The organism is Mameliella sp. AT18, assembly GCF_028807275.1.
GTDB lineage: Bacteria > Pseudomonadota > Alphaproteobacteria > Rhodobacterales > Rhodobacteraceae > Antarctobacter > Antarctobacter albus.
In genome coordinates, this window is record NZ_JARAMO010000078.1 from 1 (window position 1) to 21637 (window position 21637).

Consider the following 21637-nt stretch of genomic DNA (forward strand, 5'->3'; position numbering starts at 1 on the left):
TCGCGGCGCAGGATTTCCAGCACGGCGGGATATTCGTCGCGCATGTAGATAAAGCAGCGATCCGCTTCCACGGCCCAGGCAGCGATCAGCATCCCCTCAAGGAAAACATGAGGTTCCCGCTCGAGGTAAAAGCGGTCCTTGAAGGTGCCCGGCTCGCCCTCGTCGCCATTCACGGCCAGGTAGCGTGGTCCGGGATTTCCGCGGACGAAGCCCCACTTTCGGCCCGACGGGAAACCCGCTCCGCCAAGGCCACGCAGGCCGGAAGAGAGGACCGTTTCCTGCACCTCTTCCCAGTTTCCGCCCTCGCGCAGATCCTTGAGACGGGCATAGCCGCCATCTGAGGAATATGCAGCAAACCCTTGATATTCCGGGACATGTGCGTGTGTATCGCCTGCTTCGATCGCGGCATGCACCTTGGCCACGTCGGCGTGGTCGATGTGGTTGTGTCCCAGCTCCAGCACCGGCGCCGTGTCACAGCGGCCCATGCAGGGCGCGCGCAAGACGCGGACCTGCGTCGGATCCATGCCCTCTTCCAGCGCGGCGCGCAGTTGCTCGGCCCCGGCCAGTTCACAGGACAGCGAATCGCAGACCCGGATGGTCAGCGCGGGCGGCGGCGTCTCGCCTTCTTTCACGATGTCGAAATGGGCGTAAAAGCTGGCCACTTCGTAGACCTCGGCCATGCTGAGGCGCATTTCCTCGGCCAGGGCGCGCAGATGCGCGGCCGAGAGATGGCCGAATTCATCCTGGATCAGGTGCAGGAATTCGATCAGCAGGTCGCGGTTGCGCGAGCGGTCGTCCAGTAGCGCCTTCACCTCGGCCTGGGCCGTATCGTCGACCTGGCGGCCCTTCGGCGTGTGACGCCCCTTGCCCTTACCCGATTTCCAGACGCCCTTGCGTTCGTCGAGTGCCATGCGTGCCTCCATTCGTTCCGCCAGACCCTAACGCCGAAAGCTTCCGGGCAAGGGGTGAAAAACGACCGAATTGGGCAGGCGAGCGCCCAGAAAATCCCTCGATTTCGTCGCAAGGGGAACGGAAAGTTCCGATATGTTAAATTCCGGATCGTATTGGAGCGGTGATGCTGCGTTTCACACTGGCAACCCTGGGCATGGTCGTTCTGCTGGCGCTTGCGCTGGTGGTGGATGGCCCTTTTCCGGCGCTGGCGCTGGTCTACATCACCGTCTTTACCTACGCGATGGACAGACTATCGGCACTGGCCGCCCCCGACCATCCGGAACAGGAATTTCCCGCCGGGGACGGGCTATCAACGCTGCTGGCAATTGCGCATTTTCCTCTGCTCTACGGCGGCGTCTGGGCCTTGGTGCATTCCACCGCAACAACGACCGACAAGATTTTGATATTCCTTTCTCTTTCACTGTTTATCGGTCAGGTTGGAAACTCCAACGCGCATGAGTTGATCCACCGCTCGTCCCGCATACTGCGGCGCCTGGGAACGGCGGTCTATGCCTCCTTCCTCTTCGGGCACCATGCCTCGGCCCATGTCCGGGTCCACCATGTCCACGCCGCGACGCCGCGCGATCCGAACTCTGCCAGACCGGGAGAGAGTTTCTACGCCTTTGCGCCGCGCGCCTGGATCGGCGGGTTCCGGGCAGGATTGCGTGCCGAATCGCGGCTGCGGCAAACCCGCGGATGGCATCCCTATGTCGGCTATGTCGGGGGTGCAGCGGCATCCGTGTTTGTGGCGGCCCTCATCGGTGGGGCCGGTGGCGTGCTGGCACTGCTGGCGATTGCGGCCTACGCCCAGGCGCAGTTGTTGCTCAGCGACTATGTCCAACACTACGGCCTGCGCCGGCGCGAACTCACACACGGGAAATTCGAACCGGTCGGGCCGCAGCACAGCTGGAACGCACCGCAGAGTTTTTCCACGGCGCTGATGCTGAACGCGCCGCGCCATTCGGATCACCACGCGCATCCCTCCCGGCCCTACCCGGGGCTCGACCTGGACCGGGACAGGATGCCGATCCTGCCGCACTCCCTGCCGGTTATGGCGGTGATCGCCCTGGTGCCCCCGCTCTGGCGGCGCCTGATGGACAGGCGCGCCCGAAAATGGCGCGAGCTAGAGCCCGCCTATGGTTAACCATTCATTAATACCCGACTTCCGGTAGCGCGGGGATTCTGGCAGGCTCCGGCGCATGAAACAGCTCTACGCCATTGCCCTGACCTGCCTGACCGCTCTGCCCGCGTTGGCGGCCGAGCCGATGTCGGCCACTGATTTCGAAAGTTATGTCACCGGAAAAACGCTTTACTTCGGCCTCAACGGTGAGGCCTACGGCGTCGAGAAATACCTGCCCGACCGCAAGGTGCAGTGGTCCTTCCTGGATGGAAAATGCAAGGACGGCTTCTGGTACGAACAGGCTGGCCAGATCTGCTTTGTCTACGAGGACAACCCCGATCCCCAGTGCTGGAGCTTTTTCCGCGAGGGGTCGGGCCTCCGGGCCGTGTTTGAAAACGACCCTTCCAGCACGGTCCTCTACGAGGCGCAGCAGAACGACGACCCGATGCTGTGTCACGGGCCGGACGTCGGTGTCTGACTGCTAAAGCGACGCCATGCTCTGCCGGATATCCTCGCAAAGCGCCCGCGTATAGGCCGCCTGCCCGCTGCCCTGATAGAGGTTGACCTTCATCATCCCCAGGTCAGGAAGGTTGTGGCAATCGACATAGGCAAGGTAGGGCGCCAGGTGCCCTTCCAGCCGCGCGGCAATGGCCAGGTCGGCGCTGACGGTCGCGTCGATGGTTGTTTCGCTGTCGGAATCCACCGCCAGTTCCCAGGGAATATCCGCCTCGTCGAGGCGCCGCATTGCCTCGTCCCGAAAGACGCAGGTGCGCGCCATTGCGATCCGCAGCGGGCGTTCCCGCCAGGCCTGCCCCTGCGGCGCCCCGACCCAGCGGACCGGCACGTCCAAAAGCGTCTCTCCGCCCGCCTCGACCCCGGTTTCCGTGGTCAGGATCACGTCCATCTCGCCGCGCGCGAACTGCGCTTTCAGAACGCGCGTGAATGAGCTGACAAGCTGCACCTTCACCCGTGGAAAACTGCGCGCCATGCGTTGCAAGACCAGCGGAATCACCGGGTAGACGATGTCCACCGGCACGCCGAGGCGAATTTCGCCTTCCCAGCTCTGGTCGGTCAGCCGGGTATAGGCCTCGTCATTCAGCGACACGATCTTTTCCGCGTAGCCCAGCAACTGCCCCCCCGCGGGTGTCAGGGTCACGCCCCGCCCCGTCCGGTCAAGCAACTGCAGGTTCAGCATTTCTTCCAGCCGCTTGATCTGCATCGAGACCGCGGATTGCGTCAGGTTCAGGAACCCGGCGGCACGGGTCACGCCCCCCGCCTGGGCCACCGCCACGAAGGATCGCAGCGTCGTTACGTCGAGATTTCGCATTCATCACCCCTTGTGATGAGAGAGGTCACATACATTCACTTCCAATATCAAGCACGGATCGCCACATTCATCAACGAAGAAGATACCAACCCGGCCTGCAATCATTTCTCGTGAAGGATGCCATGATGATCCGCGCCCTGCCCGCCCTGTTCCCCCGCCCGTTCTTTCGCGCTGACCATTCGGCGCAGTCCGCCCAGCCGGTCCGCCACCTTGCGCGGTTGCGCCGCCCTTCCGCCGCGTCGGTTGCCGTGGGGAAACCGGCCTCCGAGGCGCCGCGCTGGGACGCACCGGCCCATTGGATCGAGCCTGAACGCGAATGGTGACAAATCGGGGAATCTTATTGACCCGTTTCCGACCCGAAGTTCTTGAAAATCCCCTGCGTTCCTCCAATATCTAGCGTGAAGTGCGGGGGCCTTGGGCCCCCGGACCTATGTCAACATCGGAGGCTTACATGGCAGAATATGATACAGTCCGGGCAGCTGGCGTCTCCGGCGCACGCGCTGCCCAGATTGACGAGGGGCTGCGCGCCCATATGAACAAGGTCTACGGCACAATGTCCGTGGGCACTTTCATCACCTTCCTGGCAGCCTGGGCCATTGCCGGGCTTGCGGTCACCAGCGATCCGTCGGGCGCCACCGCGATGATCCGCGACGGCCAATACCTGACCAGCTTCGGCGAGGCGATCTACATGTCGCCGCTGAAATGGGTGATCATGTTCGCGCCGCTGGCCTTCATCTTCTTCGGTTTCGGTGCCGCCGTGAACCGCCTGTCCGCCGCTGGCGTACAGCTTGTGTTCTACGGGTTCGCCGTGCTGATGGGTCTGTCGCTCAGCTCGATCTTCCTGGTCTTCACCGGCTTCTCGATCATCCAGGTCTTCCTGACCACCTCGATCGCCTTTGCCGGCCTGTCGCTCTGGGGTTACACCACCAAGAAGGACATCTCCGGCTGGGGATCGTTCCTGATCATGGGTGTGATCGGCCTTCTGGTCGCCTCGATCATCAACATCTTCCTCGGCTCGCCCGCGATCCAGTTCGCGATCTCGATCCTGGGTGTGCTGATCTTCGCCGGCCTGACCGCCTATGACACGCAGAACATCAAGAACACCTACATCGCCCATGCTGCGCATGGCGACAAGGAGTGGCTGGGCAAGGCCGCCATCATGGGCGCGCTGAACCTCTACCTCGACTTCATCAACATGTTCATGTTCCTGCTGCAACTGCTGGGCAGCCGCGAATAAGCCCCCGGGCAACATCGCGACACAAACATGCTATAGCGAAAGGGCCGGTCATCTGACCGGCCCTTTTTCGTGTTGGGCCAATGGGCCGTGGGGGACAACATGCCAATCATCACCAAAGACTCCGTCCAGAGACGATCGGGCGACGGCGCGCTTGGCAGTTTCGAGGCGCTGCTGTTCAGCGAATCGGGTGGACTGACGCAGTTCGGCGCACTGGTCGAAATCCTGGCGCCCGGGTCCGCCTCTTCCTTTGCGCATTGGCACGAGGCCGAGGACGAGATGGTCTACGTGCTCGACGGCACCGTGGTCCTGGTCGAGGGCGACAGCGAGCAGGAGATGGGCACCGGCGACGTCGCCACCTTTGCCGCCGGGGTCGAGACCGCGCATCGCCTTGAAAACCGGGGCGACAGGCCCGCGCGTGTCCTGGTGATCGGCACCCGGGCCACCCGCGACCGGGTGCATTACCCCGGCCACGACAGGGTGCAGCTGATCGAACGCAGCCACGGCGAGGAGCGCCGCTGGACCAAGGCGAACGGCGCCCCGGCAGAGCCCCTGAAAGGCTAAGTCCGGAGCGGGCAGATCATGAAGACCGCCGGAAAGGTTATGCCTCCCCCGAGCGGCACGCTGATCTCATGCCGTGGCTGGAACCCCATTCTTTCATAGAAGGGGCGCGCGGTCAGCGTGCTCTGGCAATGCATCTCCTGCAGCCCTTCGGCCCGGGCCTCTTGCAGAATATGGCCCAGCAACTGGCGGCCGACGCCGCGCCGTGTCGCATCGGGATCGGTGGCGACATGGCGGACATGGCCGATCCCCGGTGTCCCAGGCCGTCCACCCGGCGCCTGGACAGACCAGCCGCCCGCGCCCAACAAGCGCCCGGCATCATCGTCGACAACGTAGAACCGGCCAGAGGCGACAAGCGCGGGCTGCGCCCGTCCGATCACCGGGACCGCCGTAATCAGGGTCGAAGGCGGATAATCAGGCGCCAGCAGCCGCGCGTAGCTGCGTTGAAACAGGTGATCCAGCGCGCCGATGTCCTCTTGTCGGGCGCTGCGCAGCGTTGTCCAGCCAGACATGGCACGCCCTCCTGCCGAACATGTTCCAAAGACGAAAAGGCCGCGTGGGGCATCCCCCGCGCGACCCGAAAAAAGACCTTCGGCCAGAATGGCTTACTTGATCTTGCCTTCTTTGTACTCGACGTGCTTGCGCACGACGGGGTCGTACTTCTTGATCGTCATCTTCTCGGTCATGGTCCGAGCGTTCTTCTTGGTCACGTAGAAGTGGCCGGTGCCCGCGGTGGAGTTCAGGCGGATCTTGATGGTGGTCGGCTTCGCCATGTGTCGTCTCCTGCAACACCGGAAGATCGCCCGGTGTGAAATCTGTATGAAGCCCGCCTTTTACCGCGTATCGCCCGCGAGTCAACACGGGATCGGGCCAAAAACTCATGCGCGGAAGGCCTGTAAGCCGGATTCTGTTCTTGGGCGGGTTTCCCCGCCCTCAGACGACCATTCCTCTGGACCGCGCGTTGCCACGCGGCTCTAGCTGCCAACCCGGATCGCCAAGGCCGAAGCGGCCCTGCGCCCGAGGGCGCGCACGATCCCTATTCGGCATTGCTCCCGGTGGGGCTTGCCATGCGGGCGCTGTTGCCAGCCCCCCGGTGGGCTCTTACCCCACCGTTTCACCCTTACCGCCACAGTCTCCTTCGGTTTCACCAGAAGCGGGCTTCCAGTGCGCACCTCCGGTGCGACGGCGGTTTCATTTCTGTGGCGCTTTCCGTCAGGTTGCCCTGCCCGGGCGTTACCCGGCACCGGTGCTTCGGTGAGTCCGGACTTTCCTCTCGCCAATGGCAAGCGGCCGTCCGGCCTTCCGCGCCCGCCCCACATAGGGACGCCGCCCGCGCCGGTCAATCCCGCAAACTCAGCGCAAGAGCAGCGGTTTCGCCAGCCAGTCGCGCAGCGCGCGCGTGACCTCGTCGGGCTGTTCCAGGGTCGGCATGTGGGCCGCCTCCTCGATCACGCGCAGCTCCGCCTTGGGGATCATCTCGGCCATGAAGGTATGGCGCTTGATCGGGCAGATCGAATCCTCTGCGCCGCAGAGGACCAGCGTCGGCACGTTGATACGCCGCAACGTGCCCTGCTGATCGCGCCGACGCTGCATTGCGCGGGACTGGCGGACGAAGACCTCCACCCCAAGGCCCAGTGCCATGTCCATGACCAGTGCGCCGATCTCGGCACTGTGGGGGCCATGTGCCAGGTATTGCGGGAGCAGGTCACTCGACACGACCTCTCGCAGCTTGCCGGATCGCGCCCTGATGATCTGCGGATCGCGCAGCGCCGCCATCTGGGGTGGCTCGGGCAGCGGGCTGGTGTCCATCAGCGCAAGCCGTGTCACCCGGTCGGGGGCGCGGCGGTAAAGCTCCATCGCCACCATGCCGCCCATGCTGAGCCCGGCCAGGGCAAAGCGCATCGGCGCCACGTCCAGCACGGACGAGGCGATCTCCTCGATCCTCTCGCCCTGCGTGATCGGCACCGTCATCACCGCGTGATCGCGGGACAGATCCGTGATCTGCGGCCCGAAAAGCCGCGCGTCGCACATCATCCCGGGCAGAAAGACCACCGGCTCCGTCATGATCCTGCGGTGCCTGAAATGTGCTGCATGTCCTGCATCTGTATGGTTTCACCCCTGCCCGTGCGGCGGCACCCTAGGCCCCGCCCGGGCGCCGTGCAAGCAACAGCGAATGCCCGTTGCAGGCCGGGTCCTCGGGCACGAAATCCTCGACCGGGGCGCCTGCCTCTGCCAGCACCTCCGCGTAGTGCTCCGGAGACAGCGAGGCATGGTAGACGGGTTCCCCTCCGACTTTGCCCCAGGCCTCTCCGGCCTCCGGCCCGACCGTCAGCAACAGCCGCCCGCCCGGCGCCAGGTGCGCCGCGATACGCGGCAAGGCGGCGCGCTGCTCCGCCTCCGCAAGGTGAAAGAAACTGCCCCAGCCGATGATCGCGTCGAAGGCCCGGCCCAGGTCCAGCGTGCGCATGTCCGCCAGCAAGGCCCGCGCACCGGGGACGTTTTGCGAAAACAGCGCCAGCATGGCCGATGAGAAATCGACACCCGTCACGGCAAACCCCTGCCCCGCCAGGAAGACCCCGATCGGCCTGCCCGCCCCGCAGCCCAGGTCCAGAACAGCCCCGCCCGCAGGCACATCCGCCAGCGCCCGGTCCAGCCAGGCGCGTTCGAACAGGGACTTTCCGCGCTCGGCATCATAGCGCGCCGCCTGCCGTTCGTAGGTCTCGCGCAGGCTCACCCGGTCTGGGCCACGATCTGCGTCCAGATCGCCGCCTCGTCGTACAAGGTCCACTCCCGGCGCAGCCCGCCGGGGCCGAATTCCGCGTGGCTCATGCCCATGACATAGATGTCCGCGCCTGTTGGTGCCCCGAAAGCACCCCAGCCTTCGTGCCGGCCCTTGAGCGACCAGCGCAGCGCGGCGCGCGGCGGCATCAGCGGCTCTTCCATGCCGATCCGGTGATGGACCTCGAACCGGGCCGAGGGCAACGCCGCCCGGAGCCCCAGCCAGAAGCGATCCGCTGCCTCCGGCCCATGCGCCTCGACCCCGCAGGGATAATGCAGGTGGCAGGCCCGGTCGTACTGGTCGGGGATGATCGAGAGCTCGCCCTCCATCACCCGGATCAACACGTTGGCAAAGCCCTCTCCCCACTGGTCGGCATTGCCCTGGCCGGTATAGGGGCCGGTGACGTCGACGCGGGGCGTGAAGGGCTGCGTATCCGGGTCCAGATGCGGCAGCCGTGCCCGCGCCCATTCCTCTGCCGTGCGGTCCAGCTGGCGCAGCAACGCGCCGCTGTCGATCACCCGCCAGACATCGCTGATCTGGTCACGCTTGGCATAGCTGTCCACGATTTCGCGGTATTTCAGAGTGCGCCCCGTCGCGGGGCCAAGGGGGCCGTCCCCGCTATGGGTGGCGAGGGTCAGGATGCGTTGAGACCCCAGCATCCCCACCCGGTCATGCCCCGACCAGATCACGTCCTCGCCCAGCAGGCGCCGGTCCGGCAGGCTGACCAGCGTGGCCATCGCGTCCTCGGCCACGGCACGGGCGCCGAACTGCACGCCTTCGGCGCCGCGCAGGATCACGTCGGGATGATAATGGGCCTGCGCGCGGGCGGTCAGGCCCCGCCCCTCCCAGATCTCGCGGGTCGCGGTCAGCAGGAAATCCGCGAAATCGCGGTTTTGTGGATCAAGGCCATGCATCAGCTGCGGCCCCCAGGGCGGGACATCGGAACGGATCTCTGCGGCGCGGGCGCCATCGCATCTCTCTTTGGTTGTGTTTTCCGCACGCTAGCCCCGGTCCGCGGTCCTGTCCAGCACGGCTCACCCCGGATAGGCAATGCCGCGGAACGGCGGGAAATCCCGGTAGCGCGCCGTCCGAACATCAGGCGGTTCGGCGGGTGATGCCCCGGGTTTCAGCAGGCAGCCCCTGGGCGGGATGTAACTGTCGATCCGGCGCAAGGGCCTTGGCCGCCAGGCGATGTTGAAGGCGCAAAGTTTCGGAAAGAACCAGATTTCCGAGTAGTCGAGGTGGTCATGCAGCCACCAGGCCAGGTCGCGCCAGTCGCGGCCCTGCGCATGGCGGTCCGCAAACCACGGGATCACGATCGAGGCGCCGGCGACAGGCCGGTCGGGCAGATCCCAGATATGGCATTCCAGTGGATAGTCGTTGCGCGCGCAGTTCAGCCGGTGCGCGTTGCCAAAGGCATTCAACCGGGCCGAGCGATAGCCCGACCGGACAAAGACCCGGCCAAAGGTTTCCTCCAGCGGGTCCAGCAGGGTCGTGGCAAAGGCCCGCCCACGTTCCAGCGCCAGGTCGGGATTGTCCGGGATGTTGCTGATCTCGTGGAAGTTGCCGATTTCCGAACAGAGGAACTCGCGCATCCAGAAATACCGTGACAGGCGTTCGCGCCCCAGGGTTTCCAGGGACCACATGGAGCGCGGGCGCCTCATCGCGCTGCCCGGTCAACCATCGCCGTAGCCTTCCCAGCGGAACTCCCCGTTCGGCCCCAGCGTGGAAAACGGGTTGTGCGCCACCTCCCAGACGTGGCCATCGGGGTCGGCGAAATAGCCGATGTGCCCACCCCAAAAGACGTCCTGCGCCTGTTTCAGGATCGTGGCGCCCGCTGCTTCGGCCGCCGCCAGAACCTTGGCCACCTCCGCCTTGTCACGGACGTTGCAGGCCAGGGTCGCCGCCCCGGTGCCCAGGTCCTCCGGCGCGCGCCCCATGTCGCGGGCCAGGTCTTCCAGCGGATAAAGGCCCAGCGCCTGCCCGATCAGGTCAAAGACCACGATCCCCTCGGGCGTCTCGACCCGTTTCCAACCCAGCGCCTCGTAAAAGGCGCTGGCGCGCGCCATGTCCCGGCATCCCAGCGTGATAAGACTGACCCTCTGGTCCATCATTCTCTCCTTGTTCGGCGTCATGCTATAGCCTGCGCGCCCAGTCGAGCATGGCCCCGGCCACCGGCTCTGACATGCGCGGCGACAGGACATCCCCGGCCACGAGGTGACGCGACGGATCATCCTGCGGCCCAAGGTCCAGCTCGTGCAGATCGGCCCGCGCGCCCCAGCGCGCGGCGACCTGGCGAGTTACACCGTGATCGACGATCCGGTCGCCGGGGTCGAAGACAAAAAGGGCGGGCACGGACAGGTCCCGGTGCCGTCGCCGATGCACCTCACGCACCGCGGCCCCCATCGGCAGAACGGCGAGACTGGGATAACGCGAGGTCCAGTATTGCCCGTGCGCCGCGCTGCGCGGCTCAAAGCCGATCTCGCGTCCAGCCAGCCAGGGCACCCACCAGCGCGCGCCCGGCCATGTGATCAGCGCGCTCTTGGGATTGGCCAGCTTGTAGTTGGGAGAGACGAGGATCACCCCGGAGACCTCCTCGCCCATCGCCTCGTGCAGGGCCAAGGTGGCAAGCGTGGCGCCGGTGGAACAGCCCATCAGCAACACGCGGCGCCCGATACGGTGCCCGATGGCCAGCGCCTCGGCCATATCCTCCATCCAGCCCTCGACCGTGGCCTCTGCCATCGCGGGGCCGTCGCGGCCGTGGCCCTTGAGCCGGGTAAAGACAAGGTTTGCCCCCAGCCCCTGCGCGACCATGTCCGGCACCGGCCGGATTTCCTGCGGGGCGGCGGAAAACCCGTGCACATAGACCAGTGCCCAATCCGTCTGCACCTCGGGCGCGCCAGCCCAGATCACCTGTTTCTGCGCGCCAGGCCGCAGGTTGGGCACCTTGGCCTCGCTCCGTGCCAGCCAGTCATTGACGCCGCCGTCCAGCTGCGCCGCGTCAAACCGGACGTCCGTCACCACGGGTTCGCGGGGGGCAAAGGCGCCATAGGCGCCACCCGCCACCGCCAGCGCACCCAGCCCCCAGAGCAGCGCACTCACCCCAGGACCTCGCGGATGGCCCGTTCGATCTGGGTCAGGCAGGCCGGCGTGGAAAAGCGGTGATCGGCGCCCTTGACCAGCGTCAGACGCACGTCCGGCCCCTCGATATGGTCCAGCAGACGCAGCGCTGTTTCGCGGCTGACCGCCTCGTCCAGAGTGCCCTGCAACAGCCGCACCGGCCAGTCCATCGGCAGCGGAGAGCGCAGGACCAGGTTTCGCCGCCCGTCCTCGATCAGCTTGCGGGTCACGACATAGGGGTCCTCGTAGGCGGAGGGCATCAGGATCTTGCCTTCTTGCATGACCTGACGCCGCGCCTGTTCGGAAAACCCGGCCCAAAAGCCGTCCTCGGTGAAATCCGGAGCGGCGGCAATGCCGACGAACCCGGTGATCTGCGGCAGGCGCCTGGACAGGATCGACGCGATCCAGCCGCCCATCGAAGAGCCGACCAGCACCACCGGCCCCTCAACCGCATGGGTGATGACCGCCTCGGCATCCGCGGCCCAGTCGCCGATACACCCCTCTTCAAAGACCCCGCCGGATTGACCGTGCCCGGCATAATCCAAGCGCAGAAAGGCCCGCCCCTCCGACTTGGCCCAGCCTTCGAGATGCACCGCCTTGGTGCCTTCCATGTCCGAGCGATAGCCGGACAGGAAGACCACGCAGGGTCCCCGGCCCGAGGTCTTTGCATAGACCAGCCTGTCGCCGCGCGGACCTTCGACATGGGATACGACCGTCATTCAGCCCCCTTTCTCTTCGCCTCGAACCATAGCGTCAGCGTTTCGGGATCGAAAACGGCTTTCCGGTTTCCTTTGGGGCAAGGCAAGTCCCCCCTGCCCTCAGGCGTCGACGCTTTGCGCCAGGACGCGGCTGATGACCGTCAGGTTTTCGCCGCTCTGGTCCTTCCAGGTGTTGAAGGCCGCCTGCACCGCCTGCATCGCCTTTTTCGACGTGGGCGCCTTGTCCACCACGCCCTCTGCCACCAGCCGGGCGACGACCGACGGCGACATGATATAGCTTTCCTTGCCAAGGAACCGCAGCGTATAGGCGCCGGTGGCCCCGCCCAGCCGGGCGCCGTTCGTTTTCATCCAGTCCAGCAGCCCGGCGAAATCCTCGGCCGGCCAGTAGCCCACCTTGCGCCCGAACGACCCCGCCTCGGCGGCCACCTCCTGGATGAATACGGCATTCTGCTGGATCGCCTGCACCTTGGGCGGGCTGCGCACGATACGCGGATCGGCCAGCAAGTCATCGAACCAGTCCTCGGACATCATGGCGGCGCGGCCCACGTCGAAACCGTGGAACGCCTCCTCGATGCCAGGCCATTTGTTTTCCACGACCTGCCAGCTGATCCCGGCCTGAAAGATGCCACGCGCCATCTGGGCAAGCCAGCGGTCATCGGGAATGGCCGCCAGCGCATCCGCATCCAGAACCGGCGGCATGTCGGCCAGAACAGCCGCGCGCCCGCCCTTGCGATCCGCCGCGAGATCGAGAATCTCTTCGTATGTCCGCATGACGCCTCCCCCTGCTGGGGTCAGACTGCGCCGCGCGGCAAGGACAGGCAAGCGCCTATCGCTCGACCTCTTCGAGGCCAAGCGACAGCGCGGCCCCCAGCAGGCTGAGCAGCACGAACCCCGCCAGCGCCACCTGCGGCCCGAGCGCGGCCAGCGCACCGCCCAGTACACCCACCGCCAGAAGCAACAGGCCGATGGAGGTGTTCGCCAGCGCGGCGTAGGTCGAGCGCTGTTCCCCCGGCGCGAAATCGACCAGGTAGACGGACCGCCCCTGGCGCACCCCGTGATAGGCCAGCATCAGGCCGAACAGCAGCGCAGGGATGACCCAGGGCGCGCCCGCCCAGCCGGCAAGGTCGGCCAGCACCGCCAGTGCCATGAACAACGCCGCCAGCACGCCCGAGGCCGCCAGCACCAGCCGCGACGACCGATCCGCCAAGCGCCCCCAGACATAGGACGACAGGAAAGAGGCCGCAGACGAGGCCAGAACCAGCGCCCCCAACGCCTGTAGGGCGCTTTGCCCTCCGCCCAGCAGGACGAAATAGGGCGGCGCCAGCGCGGTCACGGTCAGCGCGCCACGGGCGGCCACGAAGCGGCGCAACCGCGCGTCCTCACGTAGCGGCGACAGGTTCAGCCCCGCGCCCTTTTCCGGCTCCGAGGCGTTTTCCTCCAGTGTCGAGAACAGGAGCGCGCCCAGCAGCCAGAGCACCGAGGCCAGGCCAATCGCCGCCATCACCGGCCAAAGCGCCTGCCCCGGCCCCACCATCAGGATCAGCGCGAACCCAAGCACCGCCAGCGCCGAGACCGACCCTGCAATCCCCGTCACCGCACCACGCCGGGTCTTGCCCACCGTCTTGCCCAGGATGTCCTTGAAGCTGACGGAACACAGCGACCGGCTGACCGCCAGACCGCCCAATGCCAGCGCCATCGCAACACCCGCCACCCAGCCGGAAAGCAACAGCGCCGCCAACACGATCAGCGCGGCACAGATCCCTTGTCCCGCCGACCCGGCAACCCAGGCCCATTTCCGGTGCCGCATCGCCTGCACCCGCCCCGCCAGCACGATCTGCGGCAAGAGCGCACCCGCCTCGCGGATCGGTACGAACAATCCGACGATACCGGCAGGCACACCAAGGGCGTCACCCAGCCAGCTGAGCACCAGCTTGGGGTCGATCAACCCGTCGGCGATCTTGGTCATGGTCAGGCTGGTTGCGTGCCGCAGCCCGTTGCGGGCCTCGCGCGCCTTGACCTCCTCGGCGCCCGTCAATCCTTCGTAGACTTCTGTTGTGCTATTGCTCATCCCGCCCTCTTCCCGCTTGACTTCACTGACCTCGGGGGCCATTGCCCTTGGCATAACGCATACCCGCAACCGGGCGTTCCGTGGGCGCCAAACCGACGAGGAGACTAGGCCGATGAGCCAGATTTCCCTGACATTTCCCGACGGCTCGAAACGTGACTTCGACAAGGGCGTGACCCCTGCCGAGGTGGCGGCGAGCATTTCCAAATCGCTTGGCAAGAAAGCGATCTCCGCCACCCTGGGCGAGGCCCACTGGGACCTACAATGGCCCATCGAGGAAGATGCGCGCATCGCGATCAACACGATGGCCGATGACGCGCCCGCGCTGGAACTGATCCGGCACGACCTCGCGCATATCATGGCCCGCGCCGTGCAGGAGATCTGGCCCGACGTGAAGGTCACCATCGGCCCGGTGATCGAGAACGGCTGGTACTATGACTTCGACCGGGCAGAGCCCTTCACGCCCGAGGATCTGGGCGCGATCGAGAAGAAGATGAAAGAGATCATCAACCGCCGCGATCCGGTGACCACCGAGGTCTGGGACCGCGAGCGGGCGGTGAAATACTACGAGGCCAACAACGAGCCCTACAAGGTCGAGCTGATCGAGGCCATTCCCGGCAACGATCCGATCCGCATGTACTGGCACGGCCACTGGCAGGATCTCTGCCGTGGCCCGCACCTGCAGCACACCGGCCAGGTCCCCGGCGACAGCTTCAAGCTGATGAGCGTGGCGGGCGCCTACTGGCGCGGCGACAGCGACCGGCAGATGCTGCAACGCATCTACGGCGTCGCCTTCAAGAACCGCGACGACCTGAAAAAGCACCTGCACATGCTGGAAGAGGCCGCCAAGCGCGACCACCGCAAGCTGGGCCGCGAGATGGACCTGTTCCACATGCAGGAAGAGGCGCCGGGCCAGATCTTCTGGCATCCGAACGGCTGGAAGATCTACACCACGCTGCAGGACTACATGCGCCGTCAGCAGACGCGCGGCGGCTATGTCGAGGTGAACACGCCGCAGGTCGTCGACCGCAAGCTATGGGAACGCTCGGGCCACTGGGAAAAGTACCAGGAAAACATGTTCATCGTCGAAGTGGACGAGGAACATGCCCGTGAAAAGGCGATCAACGCGCTCAAGCCGATGAATTGCCCCTGCCACGTCGAGATCTTCAAGCAGGGCCTGAAGTCGTACCGCGACCTGCCCCTGCGCATGGCCGAATTCGGCTCTTGTGCGCGCTACGAACCCTCGGGCGCGCTGCACGGGATCATGCGGGTGCGCGGCTTTACCCAGGACGACGCGCATATCTTTGCCACCGAGGACCAGATCGCGGCAGAAACCGAGCGTTTCATCGGGTTCCTGGCCGGGATCTATCGCGACCTCGGCTTCCCCTCGTACAAGATCAAGTTCTCGGACCGGCCCGATACCCGCGCCGGATCGGACGAGATCTGGGACAAGGCCGAAGAGGCGCTCTTGACCGCGACGCGCAAGGTGACGAACGACATCGAGCTGAACCCGGGCGAAGGCGCCTTTTACGGGCCCAAGCTGGAATTCGTTCTGACCGATGCGATTGGCCGTGACTGGCAGTGCGGCACCTTCCAGGTGGATTTTGTCCTGCCCGAACGTCTGGACGCGCATTACATCGGCGCCGACGGCAACAAGCACCGCCCTGTGATGCTGCACCGTGCGACGCTGGGGTCCTTCGAGCGTTTCATCGGCATCCTGATCGAGGAACATGCCGGCAAGCTGCCCTTCTGGCTGGCCCCGCGGCAGGTGGTCGTGGCCTCGATCACCTCGGAGGCGGATGATTATGTTGCGCATGTGGTCGAGACGCTGACCAGGGCCGGTGTCCGGGCCGAGGCCGACATTCGCAACGAAAAGATCAACTACAAGGTCCGCGAGCATTCGGTCGGCAAGGTCCCGGTCATCCTGGCCGTCGGCCACCGCGAGGTCGAAGAGCGCACCGTCACCGTGCGTCGCCTGGGTGAAAAGCAGACCCAGGTCGCCACGCTGGACGAGATCACGGCCGAGCTTGGCCGCGACGCGACCCCGCCCGATCTGCGCGGCTGACAGCCGCCCCGGTTGCAATGAAGACAAGGGCCGTCCCCTCGGGGGCGGCCTTTTTTTGCATTTCAAGCGACGGAAACCCCGACTTGACGCGTTACAGCCCTGACGAAACCCGTGAAGAGACCTGCCCGCCTGCCCGCGCGGGACATGCGTCCTGTAACATTCTGCCATGCAGCATGGGCATACGGGCAGCTATCGTTACAAATCCCCCCTTCCAGCGGCAGGAATCCCCCCTCTGACCTCTCGGGCACGACACGGGGGCTGACGGGCGCGTGATGCACAGGCCCGTGTATCGCGACAAACCTTCCAGCGCGGCACCCTGCAGTCACCGACGGGCAAATCGGCCCGCGGCCAAGTTTCGCAACGTGCAAACACCGGAGGAACCCACATGTCCTACACTCTGAAATCCGCCGCCCTCGTCGGCGCCGTCGCCGCCGCCATCGCCGCAACCGGCGCCCATGCCGACGAAATGGCACAGGAAAAGTGCTACGGCGTCAGCCTCGCCGGCGAAAACGACTGTGCCGCAGGCCCCGGCACCACCTGCGCCGGCACATCGACCGTCGACTACCAGGGCAACGCCTGGACGCTGGTCGACGCGGGCACCTGCACCGAGATCGAGCTGCCGGAAATGGCGGACGGCACCGCGCGCATGGGCTCGCTGGATGCGCTGGAACGCGACCTGCCGATGGACTCGTAAGGTCCACGTCACGGGGCGCCGCCACGCGCGCGCCCCGTGGCCTCTTGCCCTTTCACGCCCCGATCCGAGTCAGAGCGATGTTCGACACGACCAGCCCCCTCCCCCCCTTGCCCGGCGTCGGCTACAAGCCGCAGCACTATTCGGCCATCCACAACGATCCCGCCCCCGTGGGCTGGTTCGAGGTCCACGCCGAGAACTACATGGGCGATGGCGGCCGACCGCTGGCACAGTTGCGCGCGCTGTCCGACCGCTTTCCGATTTCCGTACATGGTGTCGGCCTGTCCATCGGCGGGCCGGACAGGCTGGACCCGGAGCACCTTGCCCGGCTGAAACATCTCGTCGGCTGGCTGAACCCGGCGAGCTTTTCGGAACACCTCGCCTGGTCGACCCATGACAGCGCCTTTCTGAACGACCTGCTGCCACTGCCCTATACCCCTGCCACGCTGGCCCGCGTCTGCGACCACGTCGACGAAGTTCAGGAGGCGCTGGGGCGGCGAATGTTGCTGGAAAACCCCTCGAGCTACCTGGCCTTTGCCGAAAGCACGCTGGACGAGACGGATTTTCTGTACGAGGTCGTCCGACGTACCGGCTGCGGGCTCTTGCTGGATGTGAACAACGTTTTCGTCTCGGCCACCAACCTGGGATACAGCCCGCAGGACTACATCGCGCGCTTTCCGATGGCGGCGGTGGGCGAGATCCACCTGGCGGGCCATGACGAGGATCACGACGATTTCGGCGCGCCACTGCTGATCGACAACCACGGACGCGAGGTGGCGGACCCGGTCTGGGCCTTGCTGGACATGGTGCTGGATCGCGCCGGGCCACTGCCGCTGCTGATCGAATGGGACAACGACGTGCCGGACTGGCCCGTATTGGCGGCAGAGGCCGCGCGGGCAGCCGGGGCGCTGGCGCGCTTGACGGCGTGAAGATCGGGGCTCTGCCCCCGCGGTATTTGGACAAAGAAGAAACACGAAGGAGCGCGCAATGGCCAGCCATGCCGAGACAGGTTTTCGCACTGCGCTGCTGCGCGGGGACGCGCCTGTTCCCAAGGGCCTGACCGATGGTGCGGGGCGTCCCGCCGGGCGGCGGTTCAACGTCTATCGCAACAACGTGGCCGTGGCCCTGCGCGAGGCGCTGGAGATCGGCTTTCCGGCGGTGGCGAAACTGATCGGACCCGAGAATTTCGCCCGCGCGGCAGGGATGTTCCTGCGCGCCCATCCGCCCGCCAGCCCCTTGATGATGCACTACGGTACGGGTTTCCCCGAGTTCCTGGAACGGATCGAGGCACTGCGCGGGATCGGCTACCTTGGTGATGTGGCACGGATAGAACTGGCCCTGCGCCAGAGCTATCATGCCGCGGACGCGCCGGCGCTGGATGCCACGCGTCTGGCGGGGATGGATGAGGCTGCGCTCATGAGGGCGCGCCTGGTGCCGGCATCTGCCTTGCGGCTTCTGCGATCAGACTGGCCGGTGCTGTCGATTTACCGGTTCACGATGGAATCGGGCCAGCCCAAGCCCCCGGCCCGGGCCGAGGCGGTTGTCATCACCCGCCCGGATTTCGACCCCTTGCCACATCTTCTGCCGCCGGGCGGGGCCGGTTTCCTTGCCGCGCTGATCAAGGGCGGGACATTCGGCACGGCGGTCGAAACCGCAGGCCCCGACTTCGACCTTTCCGCCACGCTCTCGCTGCTGTTGCAGCAGGGCGCCTTTTCCGACCTGCTCACCGATTGAGGATTCGATGGACCGTCTCATTTCCCTTCACAATGCGATCTTTGCCCCTGTCGAACGCCTGGGCGATCAGGTGATCCCGCTGCTGGCGCGGCTGATCTTTGCGGCGACACTCTTGCGGTATTACTGGAATTCCGCCGGAACGAAGGTCTGGGATCGCAAGGGCGAAGAGGGGATCCTGGATTTCTTCACGCTGGAATCCGGCACCTATGCGCAGATGTTTCCCAAGGCCTTCGAGGCGGCGGGCTACAATACTGCCAACATGGGGTTTCACCATGATCTGATTGCCATTGCCGGAACCTACGCGGAATGGCTTTTGCCCCTGTTGATCGTCCTCGGCCTGTTCACGCGGCTGGCGGCGCTGGGGATGATCGGCTTTGTCACCGTGCAAACCTGGGTCGACGTGACCGGGCATGGCGGCACGCTGGGCGCGCTCTTCGACACACGCTATGGCCTGATCGACGAGCGCGCGCTCTGGATCGTCTTGCTGATGGTCATGGTGATCCGCGGCGCAGGCGTTCTGTCGCTGGACCGGCTGTTCGGACTGGCGCCTGTCGCGCGCCAGGTCCCGGCCTGAGCGATCAGAAATGCGCCTTGGGCTCGTCGGGTTTGCCCGCCGCGAGCGCCAGCACCCCGCCCAGCCCCGCGAAGGCGATGGGGAACATGGTGAAGACGTTGAAGCCGAAGGCATGGAACATCGCCGCCGCCGAAAGCAGCAGCAGGATTCCGCCCCACAGTGCGCGCGCCTTGGCCATCGCGCCACCGGCAATGGCCAGCAGGGGTGCCAGGATCGACACGATGCGCACCGTCTGGGGATCGTCGAACATGCCGAACATCTCCTCGACTTCGCCCACGTTCTTGACCAGTTCCGTGTAGCCGAAGCCGAAGAAGCCCACGATCATGCCGATCACACCGGCGATGATGCCCAGTGTCAGTGCCGCGTTGCGCATTTTCCTGCCTCCTTCAAACCACGCCGAGGGCCGACTGGGCCGCCTTGTCCCACCCCAGCACAATGCGCTGATCCTCGACGAAAAGCGGACGTTTCATCACCGTCGGATGGGCCGCGATCAGCGCGGCGGGCTCCATCGCGCGCGTATCCTCGTCGAAATCCCGCCAGGTGGTCGAACGCGTGTTGACCAGCTTGTCCCCGAACTGCGCCAGGGCGCGATCCAGGATCTCGGCCGGAACGCCCTCTTCGCGGACGTCGACAAATGTTGCCTCCGGCAACGCCTTGCGTGCCTTTCGGCAGGTATCGCAGGTCTTCAACCCGTAGATGATCATGCACAATCCCTTGGCAGTCCGCGGTTCAGGATCGTCAGATAGGCAAGTTTTCGTCGAAATGCGAGAGTGGGACTCTTGTAATTCCCCTATCTGCGCTAATCTCACCTGCGTGATATTCGTACACCGGATGCTTGACGCCCCGGCGTCCTGCGGCCCTGAAAGGCGAATGTGACCTTCTCCGATCTGCACGGGGATGAACGCTAGGACTTGAATAGGAGCACGGGGATTATGCCGAACGGCACCGTGAAGTGGTTCAACACCACGAAAGGCTATGGATTCATCGCGCCGGACGAAGGGGGAAAGGATGTTTTTGTCCATATCTCCGCTGTCGAACGCTCGGGCTTGACCGGGCTCGCCGACAATCAGAAGGTCAGCTATGAGCTGCGAGAGGGACGCGACGGCCGCACGATGGCCTCGGACCTCAAGATCCTCTGACCTGGACGCCGGTCACGAGCCCCGGCATTCCGAATTAAAAACAGGCCGGGCGGTCACGCCCGGAGCCTTATGTTTTGACTGTCTGCACATCCGAACAGGATGCGGCTGCCATTAGATTTGTCCCAAAATTCAAGATACTTGGCGCTTCGCCAGCACCGAAGGTCATAGTACCCTCACGGGGCCGGCGTGGGGTCCGGCCCGGGCGATCCGCCTGCCTTCTCGTGCACCCCTTCTGGAACCCGTGATGCCGATCAGATGGATCACCGCTGCCACCGTTCTGGCGACCGTCGCCTTGCTAGTCGTCGGGGTGAACCAGCTGCCGCCTCTGACCGAAGGCGGGCTGCCGCGCAGCGGCCCGCCGCCCTTTGGCGCCGCTTCGGCCCCTGCCGACCCGGTCGGCTGGTGCCGGGCCAATCTGCCCGGCGTGGACTGCGGCTGTTTCGCCCAGAAGGCGGACGAGGTCATGAACGCCCGCCATGAACCGTTGCAGGGCGTTGCCTATGTGAACCGCTGGGATCTGGCCCTTGCCCAGGCGGACAAGGGCTGTTGAGCACTTACGCGGCCTGCAACCTGCGCGCCTCTTCCCCCGCCAACCGGATCAGCAACTTCATGAAGGGTTTGTCCAGGTCCTCGGTCCGCACGGCCGCGTAAAGGCGCCGCGTCAGCCCCTCTTTCGTCAGCGGCCGCGTGACATAATCCGAGCTGTATTTCACCTCGCGAACGACCCAGTCCGGCAGCACCGACACGCCGCGGTTGGACGCCACCAGCAACAGGATCACCGCCGTCAGTTCCACCTGCCGGATCGCCGCCGGTTCCACCTTGGCCGGGGTCAGGAGCTGGCTGAAGATATCCAGGCGTGAGCGGTCCACCGGGTAGGTGATCAGCGTCTGGCCCCGGAAATCCTCGGCCTCGATGAAGGCCTTTTCCGCCAGCGGATGCTGAGAGGAGGCTACGAAAACCGGGCTGTAGTCGAAGAGCGGCACGAAGGTGACGCCAGCCAGGTCTTCGGGATCCGAGGAAATGACCACGTCCACCTCTTCCTTCATCAGCGCGGGCAGCGCGTCGAAGGCCAGACCGGGGCGAATGTCCACGTCCACGTCGCCGAATTTCTTTCGGAACCCTTCCAGCACCGGGAACAACCATTCGAAACAGGCGTGGCATTCAATGGCGATGTGCAGCCGTCCGGATTTACCCTCGCGCAGCCCCGCGAACTCGGCCTGCACCGCCTCAACCTGCGGCAGGATCTGTTCCGCCAGCCGCAACAGGCGAAACCCCGCCGCCGAGAGTTTCATCGGCTTGGACCGGCGCACGAACAACTCGACCCCGGCCTGGTCCTCCAGCCCCTTGATCTGGTGGCTGAGCGCCGATTGGGTGATGTTCAGCATCTCCGCCGCCCGCGCCACGCCGCCCGCGTCATGGATCGCCTTGATGGTCCGAAGATGCCGGAATTCGATATGCATGGGGGCTTTCCCTCATCCGCCTCATGTTGATCTTGAAATTTATGAGTTTGTCTCACAATGCTGCACGTGCGACAAGGGCTCCAACGTCATAGAGGACA

The 21637-nt window shown here is 65.3% G+C and carries 28 protein-coding genes and 1 other RNA gene; 12 read left to right on the forward strand and 17 right to left on the reverse strand.

Going from position 1 to position 21637, the window contains the following annotated elements; genetic code table 11:
- Positions 1-911 (reverse strand): NAD(P)H-dependent oxidoreductase subunit E (locus PVW46_RS10560; RefSeq protein ID WP_274575896.1); only part of this gene is annotated, 911 nt, incomplete at its 3' end.
- Between the two features lie 164 nt (positions 912-1075).
- On the opposite strand from PVW46_RS10560, the gene PVW46_RS10565 reads away from it, so the two are divergent.
- Together PVW46_RS10565 and PVW46_RS10570 are read left to right on the forward strand one after the other, a co-directional pair.
- Positions 1076-2095, forward strand: coding sequence for an alkane 1-monooxygenase (locus PVW46_RS10565; protein ID WP_069209972.1), 1020 nt, complete (start codon positions 1076-1078; stop codon positions 2093-2095).
- A gap of 55 nt (positions 2096-2150) precedes the next feature.
- Complete coding sequence (locus tag PVW46_RS10570; RefSeq protein ID WP_069209973.1) at positions 2151-2549, forward strand: hypothetical protein; 399 nt, start codon at positions 2151-2153, stop codon at positions 2547-2549.
- A 3-nt stretch (positions 2550-2552) separates the two neighbouring features.
- Here the strand turns inward: PVW46_RS10570 and PVW46_RS10575 are convergent, their stop codons facing one another.
- A complete protein-coding gene (locus PVW46_RS10575; protein WP_043144142.1) occupies positions 2553-3398 on the reverse strand; it encodes a LysR family transcriptional regulator in 846 nt (281 codons plus the stop codon).
- Between the two features lie 110 nt (positions 3399-3508).
- Here PVW46_RS10575 and PVW46_RS10580 point away from each other — a divergent pair, with 110 nt between their 5' ends.
- The 3 genes from PVW46_RS10580 (at position 3509) to PVW46_RS10590 (ending at position 5196) form a co-directional block, all read left to right on the forward strand.
- The gene (locus PVW46_RS10580; RefSeq protein WP_167647559.1) at positions 3509-3721 is read left to right on the forward strand and encodes a hypothetical protein; all 213 of its coding nucleotides are present in this window, start codon (positions 3509-3511) and stop codon (positions 3719-3721) included.
- Between the two features lie 128 nt (positions 3722-3849).
- Entirely contained in the window at positions 3850-4635 is a 786-nt protein-coding gene (locus PVW46_RS10585; protein WP_043144139.1) for a Bax inhibitor-1/YccA family protein, read from the forward strand.
- 99 nt (positions 4636-4734) lie between these two features.
- Complete coding sequence (locus PVW46_RS10590; protein WP_069210091.1) at positions 4735-5196, forward strand: cupin domain-containing protein; 462 nt, start codon at positions 4735-4737, stop codon at positions 5194-5196.
- Here PVW46_RS10590 and PVW46_RS10595 read toward each other — a convergent pair.
- The 12 genes from PVW46_RS10595 to PVW46_RS10650 all read right to left on the reverse strand — a co-directional run bounded on the left by PVW46_RS10595 (position 5193) and on the right by PVW46_RS10650 (position 13879).
- Entirely contained in the window at positions 5193-5705 is a 513-nt protein-coding gene (locus tag PVW46_RS10595) for a GNAT family N-acetyltransferase (protein ID WP_274575904.1), read from the reverse strand. The genes PVW46_RS10590 and PVW46_RS10595 overlap by 4 nt on opposite strands.
- Positions 5706-5798: 93 nt before the next feature.
- Positions 5799-5966, reverse strand: coding sequence for a 50S ribosomal protein L33 (gene rpmG, locus PVW46_RS10600; protein WP_043144134.1), 168 nt, complete (start codon positions 5964-5966; stop codon positions 5799-5801).
- A 107-nt stretch (positions 5967-6073) separates the two neighbouring features.
- An RNA gene (gene rnpB, locus PVW46_RS10605) (RNase P RNA component class A) lies at positions 6074-6499 on the reverse strand.
- 47 nt (positions 6500-6546) lie between these two features.
- Entirely contained in the window at positions 6547-7257 is a 711-nt protein-coding gene (locus PVW46_RS10610) for an alpha/beta fold hydrolase (protein ID WP_069209975.1), read from the reverse strand.
- 73 nt (positions 7258-7330) lie between these two features.
- Complete coding sequence (locus PVW46_RS10615) at positions 7331-7927, reverse strand: class I SAM-dependent methyltransferase (protein ID WP_274575906.1); 597 nt, start codon at positions 7925-7927, stop codon at positions 7331-7333.
- The gene (locus PVW46_RS10620; RefSeq protein WP_069209976.1) at positions 7924-8886 is read right to left on the reverse strand and encodes an ester cyclase; all 963 of its coding nucleotides are present in this window, start codon (positions 8884-8886) and stop codon (positions 7924-7926) included. Before PVW46_RS10620 ends, PVW46_RS10615 begins: the two co-directional genes overlap by 4 nt.
- A gap of 120 nt (positions 8887-9006) precedes the next feature.
- Positions 9007-9618 carry a hypothetical protein gene (locus PVW46_RS10625; RefSeq protein WP_069209977.1) on the reverse strand — a complete coding sequence of 204 codons (612 nt, stop codon included), beginning with the start codon at positions 9616-9618 and terminating at the stop codon, positions 9007-9009.
- A gap of 30 nt (positions 9619-9648) precedes the next feature.
- Positions 9649-10083 (reverse strand): VOC family protein, encoded by a 435-nt coding sequence (locus PVW46_RS10630; RefSeq protein ID WP_069209978.1) that lies wholly within the window; start codon positions 10081-10083, stop codon positions 9649-9651.
- 25 nt (positions 10084-10108) lie between these two features.
- On the reverse strand, positions 10109-11074 hold the full coding sequence (locus tag PVW46_RS10635) for an alpha/beta hydrolase (RefSeq protein WP_083242346.1): 966 nt from the start codon (positions 11072-11074) through the stop codon (positions 10109-10111).
- Complete coding sequence (locus PVW46_RS10640; protein ID WP_043144122.1) at positions 11071-11811, reverse strand: alpha/beta hydrolase; 741 nt, start codon at positions 11809-11811, stop codon at positions 11071-11073. The genes PVW46_RS10635 and PVW46_RS10640 overlap by 4 nt, the downstream gene beginning before the upstream one ends.
- A 99-nt stretch (positions 11812-11910) precedes the next feature.
- Positions 11911-12582: a DNA-3-methyladenine glycosylase I gene (locus PVW46_RS10645; protein ID WP_069209979.1), complete on the reverse strand. Its 672-nt coding sequence runs from the start codon at positions 12580-12582 to the stop codon at positions 11911-11913.
- Between the two features lie 55 nt (positions 12583-12637).
- On the reverse strand, positions 12638-13879 hold the full coding sequence (locus tag PVW46_RS10650; RefSeq protein WP_069210094.1) for an MFS transporter: 1242 nt from the start codon (positions 13877-13879) through the stop codon (positions 12638-12640).
- A gap of 112 nt (positions 13880-13991) precedes the next feature.
- On the opposite strand from PVW46_RS10650, the gene thrS reads away from it, so the two are divergent.
- From thrS to PVW46_RS10675, 5 genes are all read left to right on the forward strand, one after another.
- Entirely contained in the window at positions 13992-15941 is a 1950-nt protein-coding gene (thrS, locus tag PVW46_RS10655) for a threonine--tRNA ligase (RefSeq protein WP_069209980.1), read from the forward strand.
- 385 nt (positions 15942-16326) lie between these two features.
- Positions 16327-16635, forward strand: a complete 309-nt coding sequence (locus PVW46_RS10660; RefSeq protein WP_043144113.1) for a BufA1 family periplasmic bufferin-type metallophore — start codon at positions 16327-16329, stop codon at positions 16633-16635.
- Between the two features lie 77 nt (positions 16636-16712).
- Entirely contained in the window at positions 16713-17561 is an 849-nt protein-coding gene (gene bufB, locus PVW46_RS10665) for an MNIO family bufferin maturase (protein WP_069209981.1), read from the forward strand.
- Positions 17562-17619: 58 nt separating this feature from the next.
- Positions 17620-18366, forward strand: coding sequence for an HvfC/BufC N-terminal domain-containing protein (locus PVW46_RS10670; protein ID WP_069209982.1), 747 nt, complete (start codon positions 17620-17622; stop codon positions 18364-18366).
- Between the two features lie 7 nt (positions 18367-18373).
- Entirely contained in the window at positions 18374-18940 is a 567-nt protein-coding gene (locus tag PVW46_RS10675) for a DoxX family membrane protein (protein ID WP_069209983.1), read from the forward strand.
- A gap of 4 nt (positions 18941-18944) precedes the next feature.
- On the opposite strand, the gene PVW46_RS10680 is transcribed toward PVW46_RS10675, so the two are convergent.
- On the reverse strand, positions 18945-19313 hold the full coding sequence (locus PVW46_RS10680; protein ID WP_069209984.1) for a hypothetical protein: 369 nt from the start codon (positions 19311-19313) through the stop codon (positions 18945-18947).
- Positions 19314-19326: 13 nt separating this feature from the next.
- Positions 19327-19644 carry an arsenate reductase family protein gene (locus tag PVW46_RS10685; protein ID WP_069209985.1) on the reverse strand — a complete coding sequence of 106 codons (318 nt, stop codon included), beginning with the start codon at positions 19642-19644 and terminating at the stop codon, positions 19327-19329.
- A 228-nt stretch (positions 19645-19872) separates the two neighbouring features.
- Here PVW46_RS10685 and PVW46_RS10690 point away from each other — a divergent pair, with 228 nt between their 5' ends.
- On the forward strand, positions 19873-20079 hold the full coding sequence (locus PVW46_RS10690) for a cold-shock protein (RefSeq protein ID WP_043144101.1): 207 nt from the start codon (positions 19873-19875) through the stop codon (positions 20077-20079).
- A 244-nt stretch (positions 20080-20323) separates the two neighbouring features.
- Entirely contained in the window at positions 20324-20629 is a 306-nt protein-coding gene (locus PVW46_RS10695; protein ID WP_043144098.1) for a hypothetical protein, read from the forward strand.
- 4 nt (positions 20630-20633) lie between these two features.
- Here PVW46_RS10695 and PVW46_RS10700 read toward each other — a convergent pair whose 3' ends face one another.
- Entirely contained in the window at positions 20634-21539 is a 906-nt protein-coding gene (locus tag PVW46_RS10700) for a LysR family transcriptional regulator (RefSeq protein ID WP_069209986.1), read from the reverse strand.
- Between the last annotated feature and the right edge of the window lie 98 nt (positions 21540-21637).

Bases quoted from the DNA above. Each gene is read 5' to 3' on its own strand.
- PVW46_RS10565 (WP_069209972.1), top strand. From the start codon at position 1,076: ATGCTGCGTTTCACACTGGCAACCCTGGGCATGGTCGTTCTGCTGGCG.
- PVW46_RS10620 (WP_069209976.1), bottom strand. From the start codon at position 8,886: ATGCATGGCCTTGATCCACAAAACCGCGATTTCGCGGATTTCCTGCTG.
- PVW46_RS10690 (WP_043144101.1), top strand. From the start codon at position 19,873: ATGCCGAACGGCACCGTGAAGTGGTTCAACACCACGAAAGGCTATGGA.
- PVW46_RS10590 (WP_069210091.1), top strand. From the start codon at position 4,735: ATGCCAATCATCACCAAAGACTCCGTCCAGAGACGATCGGGCGACGGC.
- PVW46_RS10660 (WP_043144113.1), top strand. From the start codon at position 16,327: ATGTCCTACACTCTGAAATCCGCCGCCCTCGTCGGCGCCGTCGCCGCC.
- PVW46_RS10645 (WP_069209979.1), bottom strand. From the start codon at position 12,582: ATGCGGACATACGAAGAGATTCTCGATCTCGCGGCGGATCGCAAGGGC.
- PVW46_RS10670 (WP_069209982.1), top strand. From the start codon at position 17,620: ATGGCCAGCCATGCCGAGACAGGTTTTCGCACTGCGCTGCTGCGCGGG.
- PVW46_RS10640 (WP_043144122.1), bottom strand. From the start codon at position 11,811: ATGACGGTCGTATCCCATGTCGAAGGTCCGCGCGGCGACAGGCTGGTC.
- PVW46_RS10650 (WP_069210094.1), bottom strand. From the start codon at position 13,879: ATGAGCAATAGCACAACAGAAGTCTACGAAGGATTGACGGGCGCCGAG.
- PVW46_RS10575 (WP_043144142.1), bottom strand. From the start codon at position 3,398: ATGCGAAATCTCGACGTAACGACGCTGCGATCCTTCGTGGCGGTGGCC.
- PVW46_RS10630 (WP_069209978.1), bottom strand. From the start codon at position 10,083: ATGGACCAGAGGGTCAGTCTTATCACGCTGGGATGCCGGGACATGGCG.
- PVW46_RS10595 (WP_274575904.1), bottom strand. From the start codon at position 5,705: ATGTCTGGCTGGACAACGCTGCGCAGCGCCCGACAAGAGGACATCGGC.
- PVW46_RS10685 (WP_069209985.1), bottom strand. From the start codon at position 19,644: ATGATCATCTACGGGTTGAAGACCTGCGATACCTGCCGAAAGGCACGC.
- PVW46_RS10700 (WP_069209986.1), bottom strand. From the start codon at position 21,539: ATGCATATCGAATTCCGGCATCTTCGGACCATCAAGGCGATCCATGAC.
- rpmG (WP_043144134.1), bottom strand. From the start codon at position 5,966: ATGGCGAAGCCGACCACCATCAAGATCCGCCTGAACTCCACCGCGGGC.
- thrS (WP_069209980.1), top strand. From the start codon at position 13,992: ATGAGCCAGATTTCCCTGACATTTCCCGACGGCTCGAAACGTGACTTC.
- PVW46_RS10680 (WP_069209984.1), bottom strand. From the start codon at position 19,313: ATGCGCAACGCGGCACTGACACTGGGCATCATCGCCGGTGTGATCGGC.
- PVW46_RS10585 (WP_043144139.1), top strand. From the start codon at position 3,850: ATGGCAGAATATGATACAGTCCGGGCAGCTGGCGTCTCCGGCGCACGC.
- PVW46_RS10675 (WP_069209983.1), top strand. From the start codon at position 18,374: ATGGACCGTCTCATTTCCCTTCACAATGCGATCTTTGCCCCTGTCGAA.
- PVW46_RS10570 (WP_069209973.1), top strand. From the start codon at position 2,151: ATGAAACAGCTCTACGCCATTGCCCTGACCTGCCTGACCGCTCTGCCC.
- PVW46_RS10695 (WP_043144098.1), top strand. From the start codon at position 20,324: ATGCCGATCAGATGGATCACCGCTGCCACCGTTCTGGCGACCGTCGCC.
- PVW46_RS10610 (WP_069209975.1), bottom strand. From the start codon at position 7,257: ATGACGGAGCCGGTGGTCTTTCTGCCCGGGATGATGTGCGACGCGCGG.
- bufB (WP_069209981.1), top strand. From the start codon at position 16,713: ATGTTCGACACGACCAGCCCCCTCCCCCCCTTGCCCGGCGTCGGCTAC.
- PVW46_RS10625 (WP_069209977.1), bottom strand. From the start codon at position 9,618: ATGTGGTCCCTGGAAACCCTGGGGCGCGAACGCCTGTCACGGTATTTC.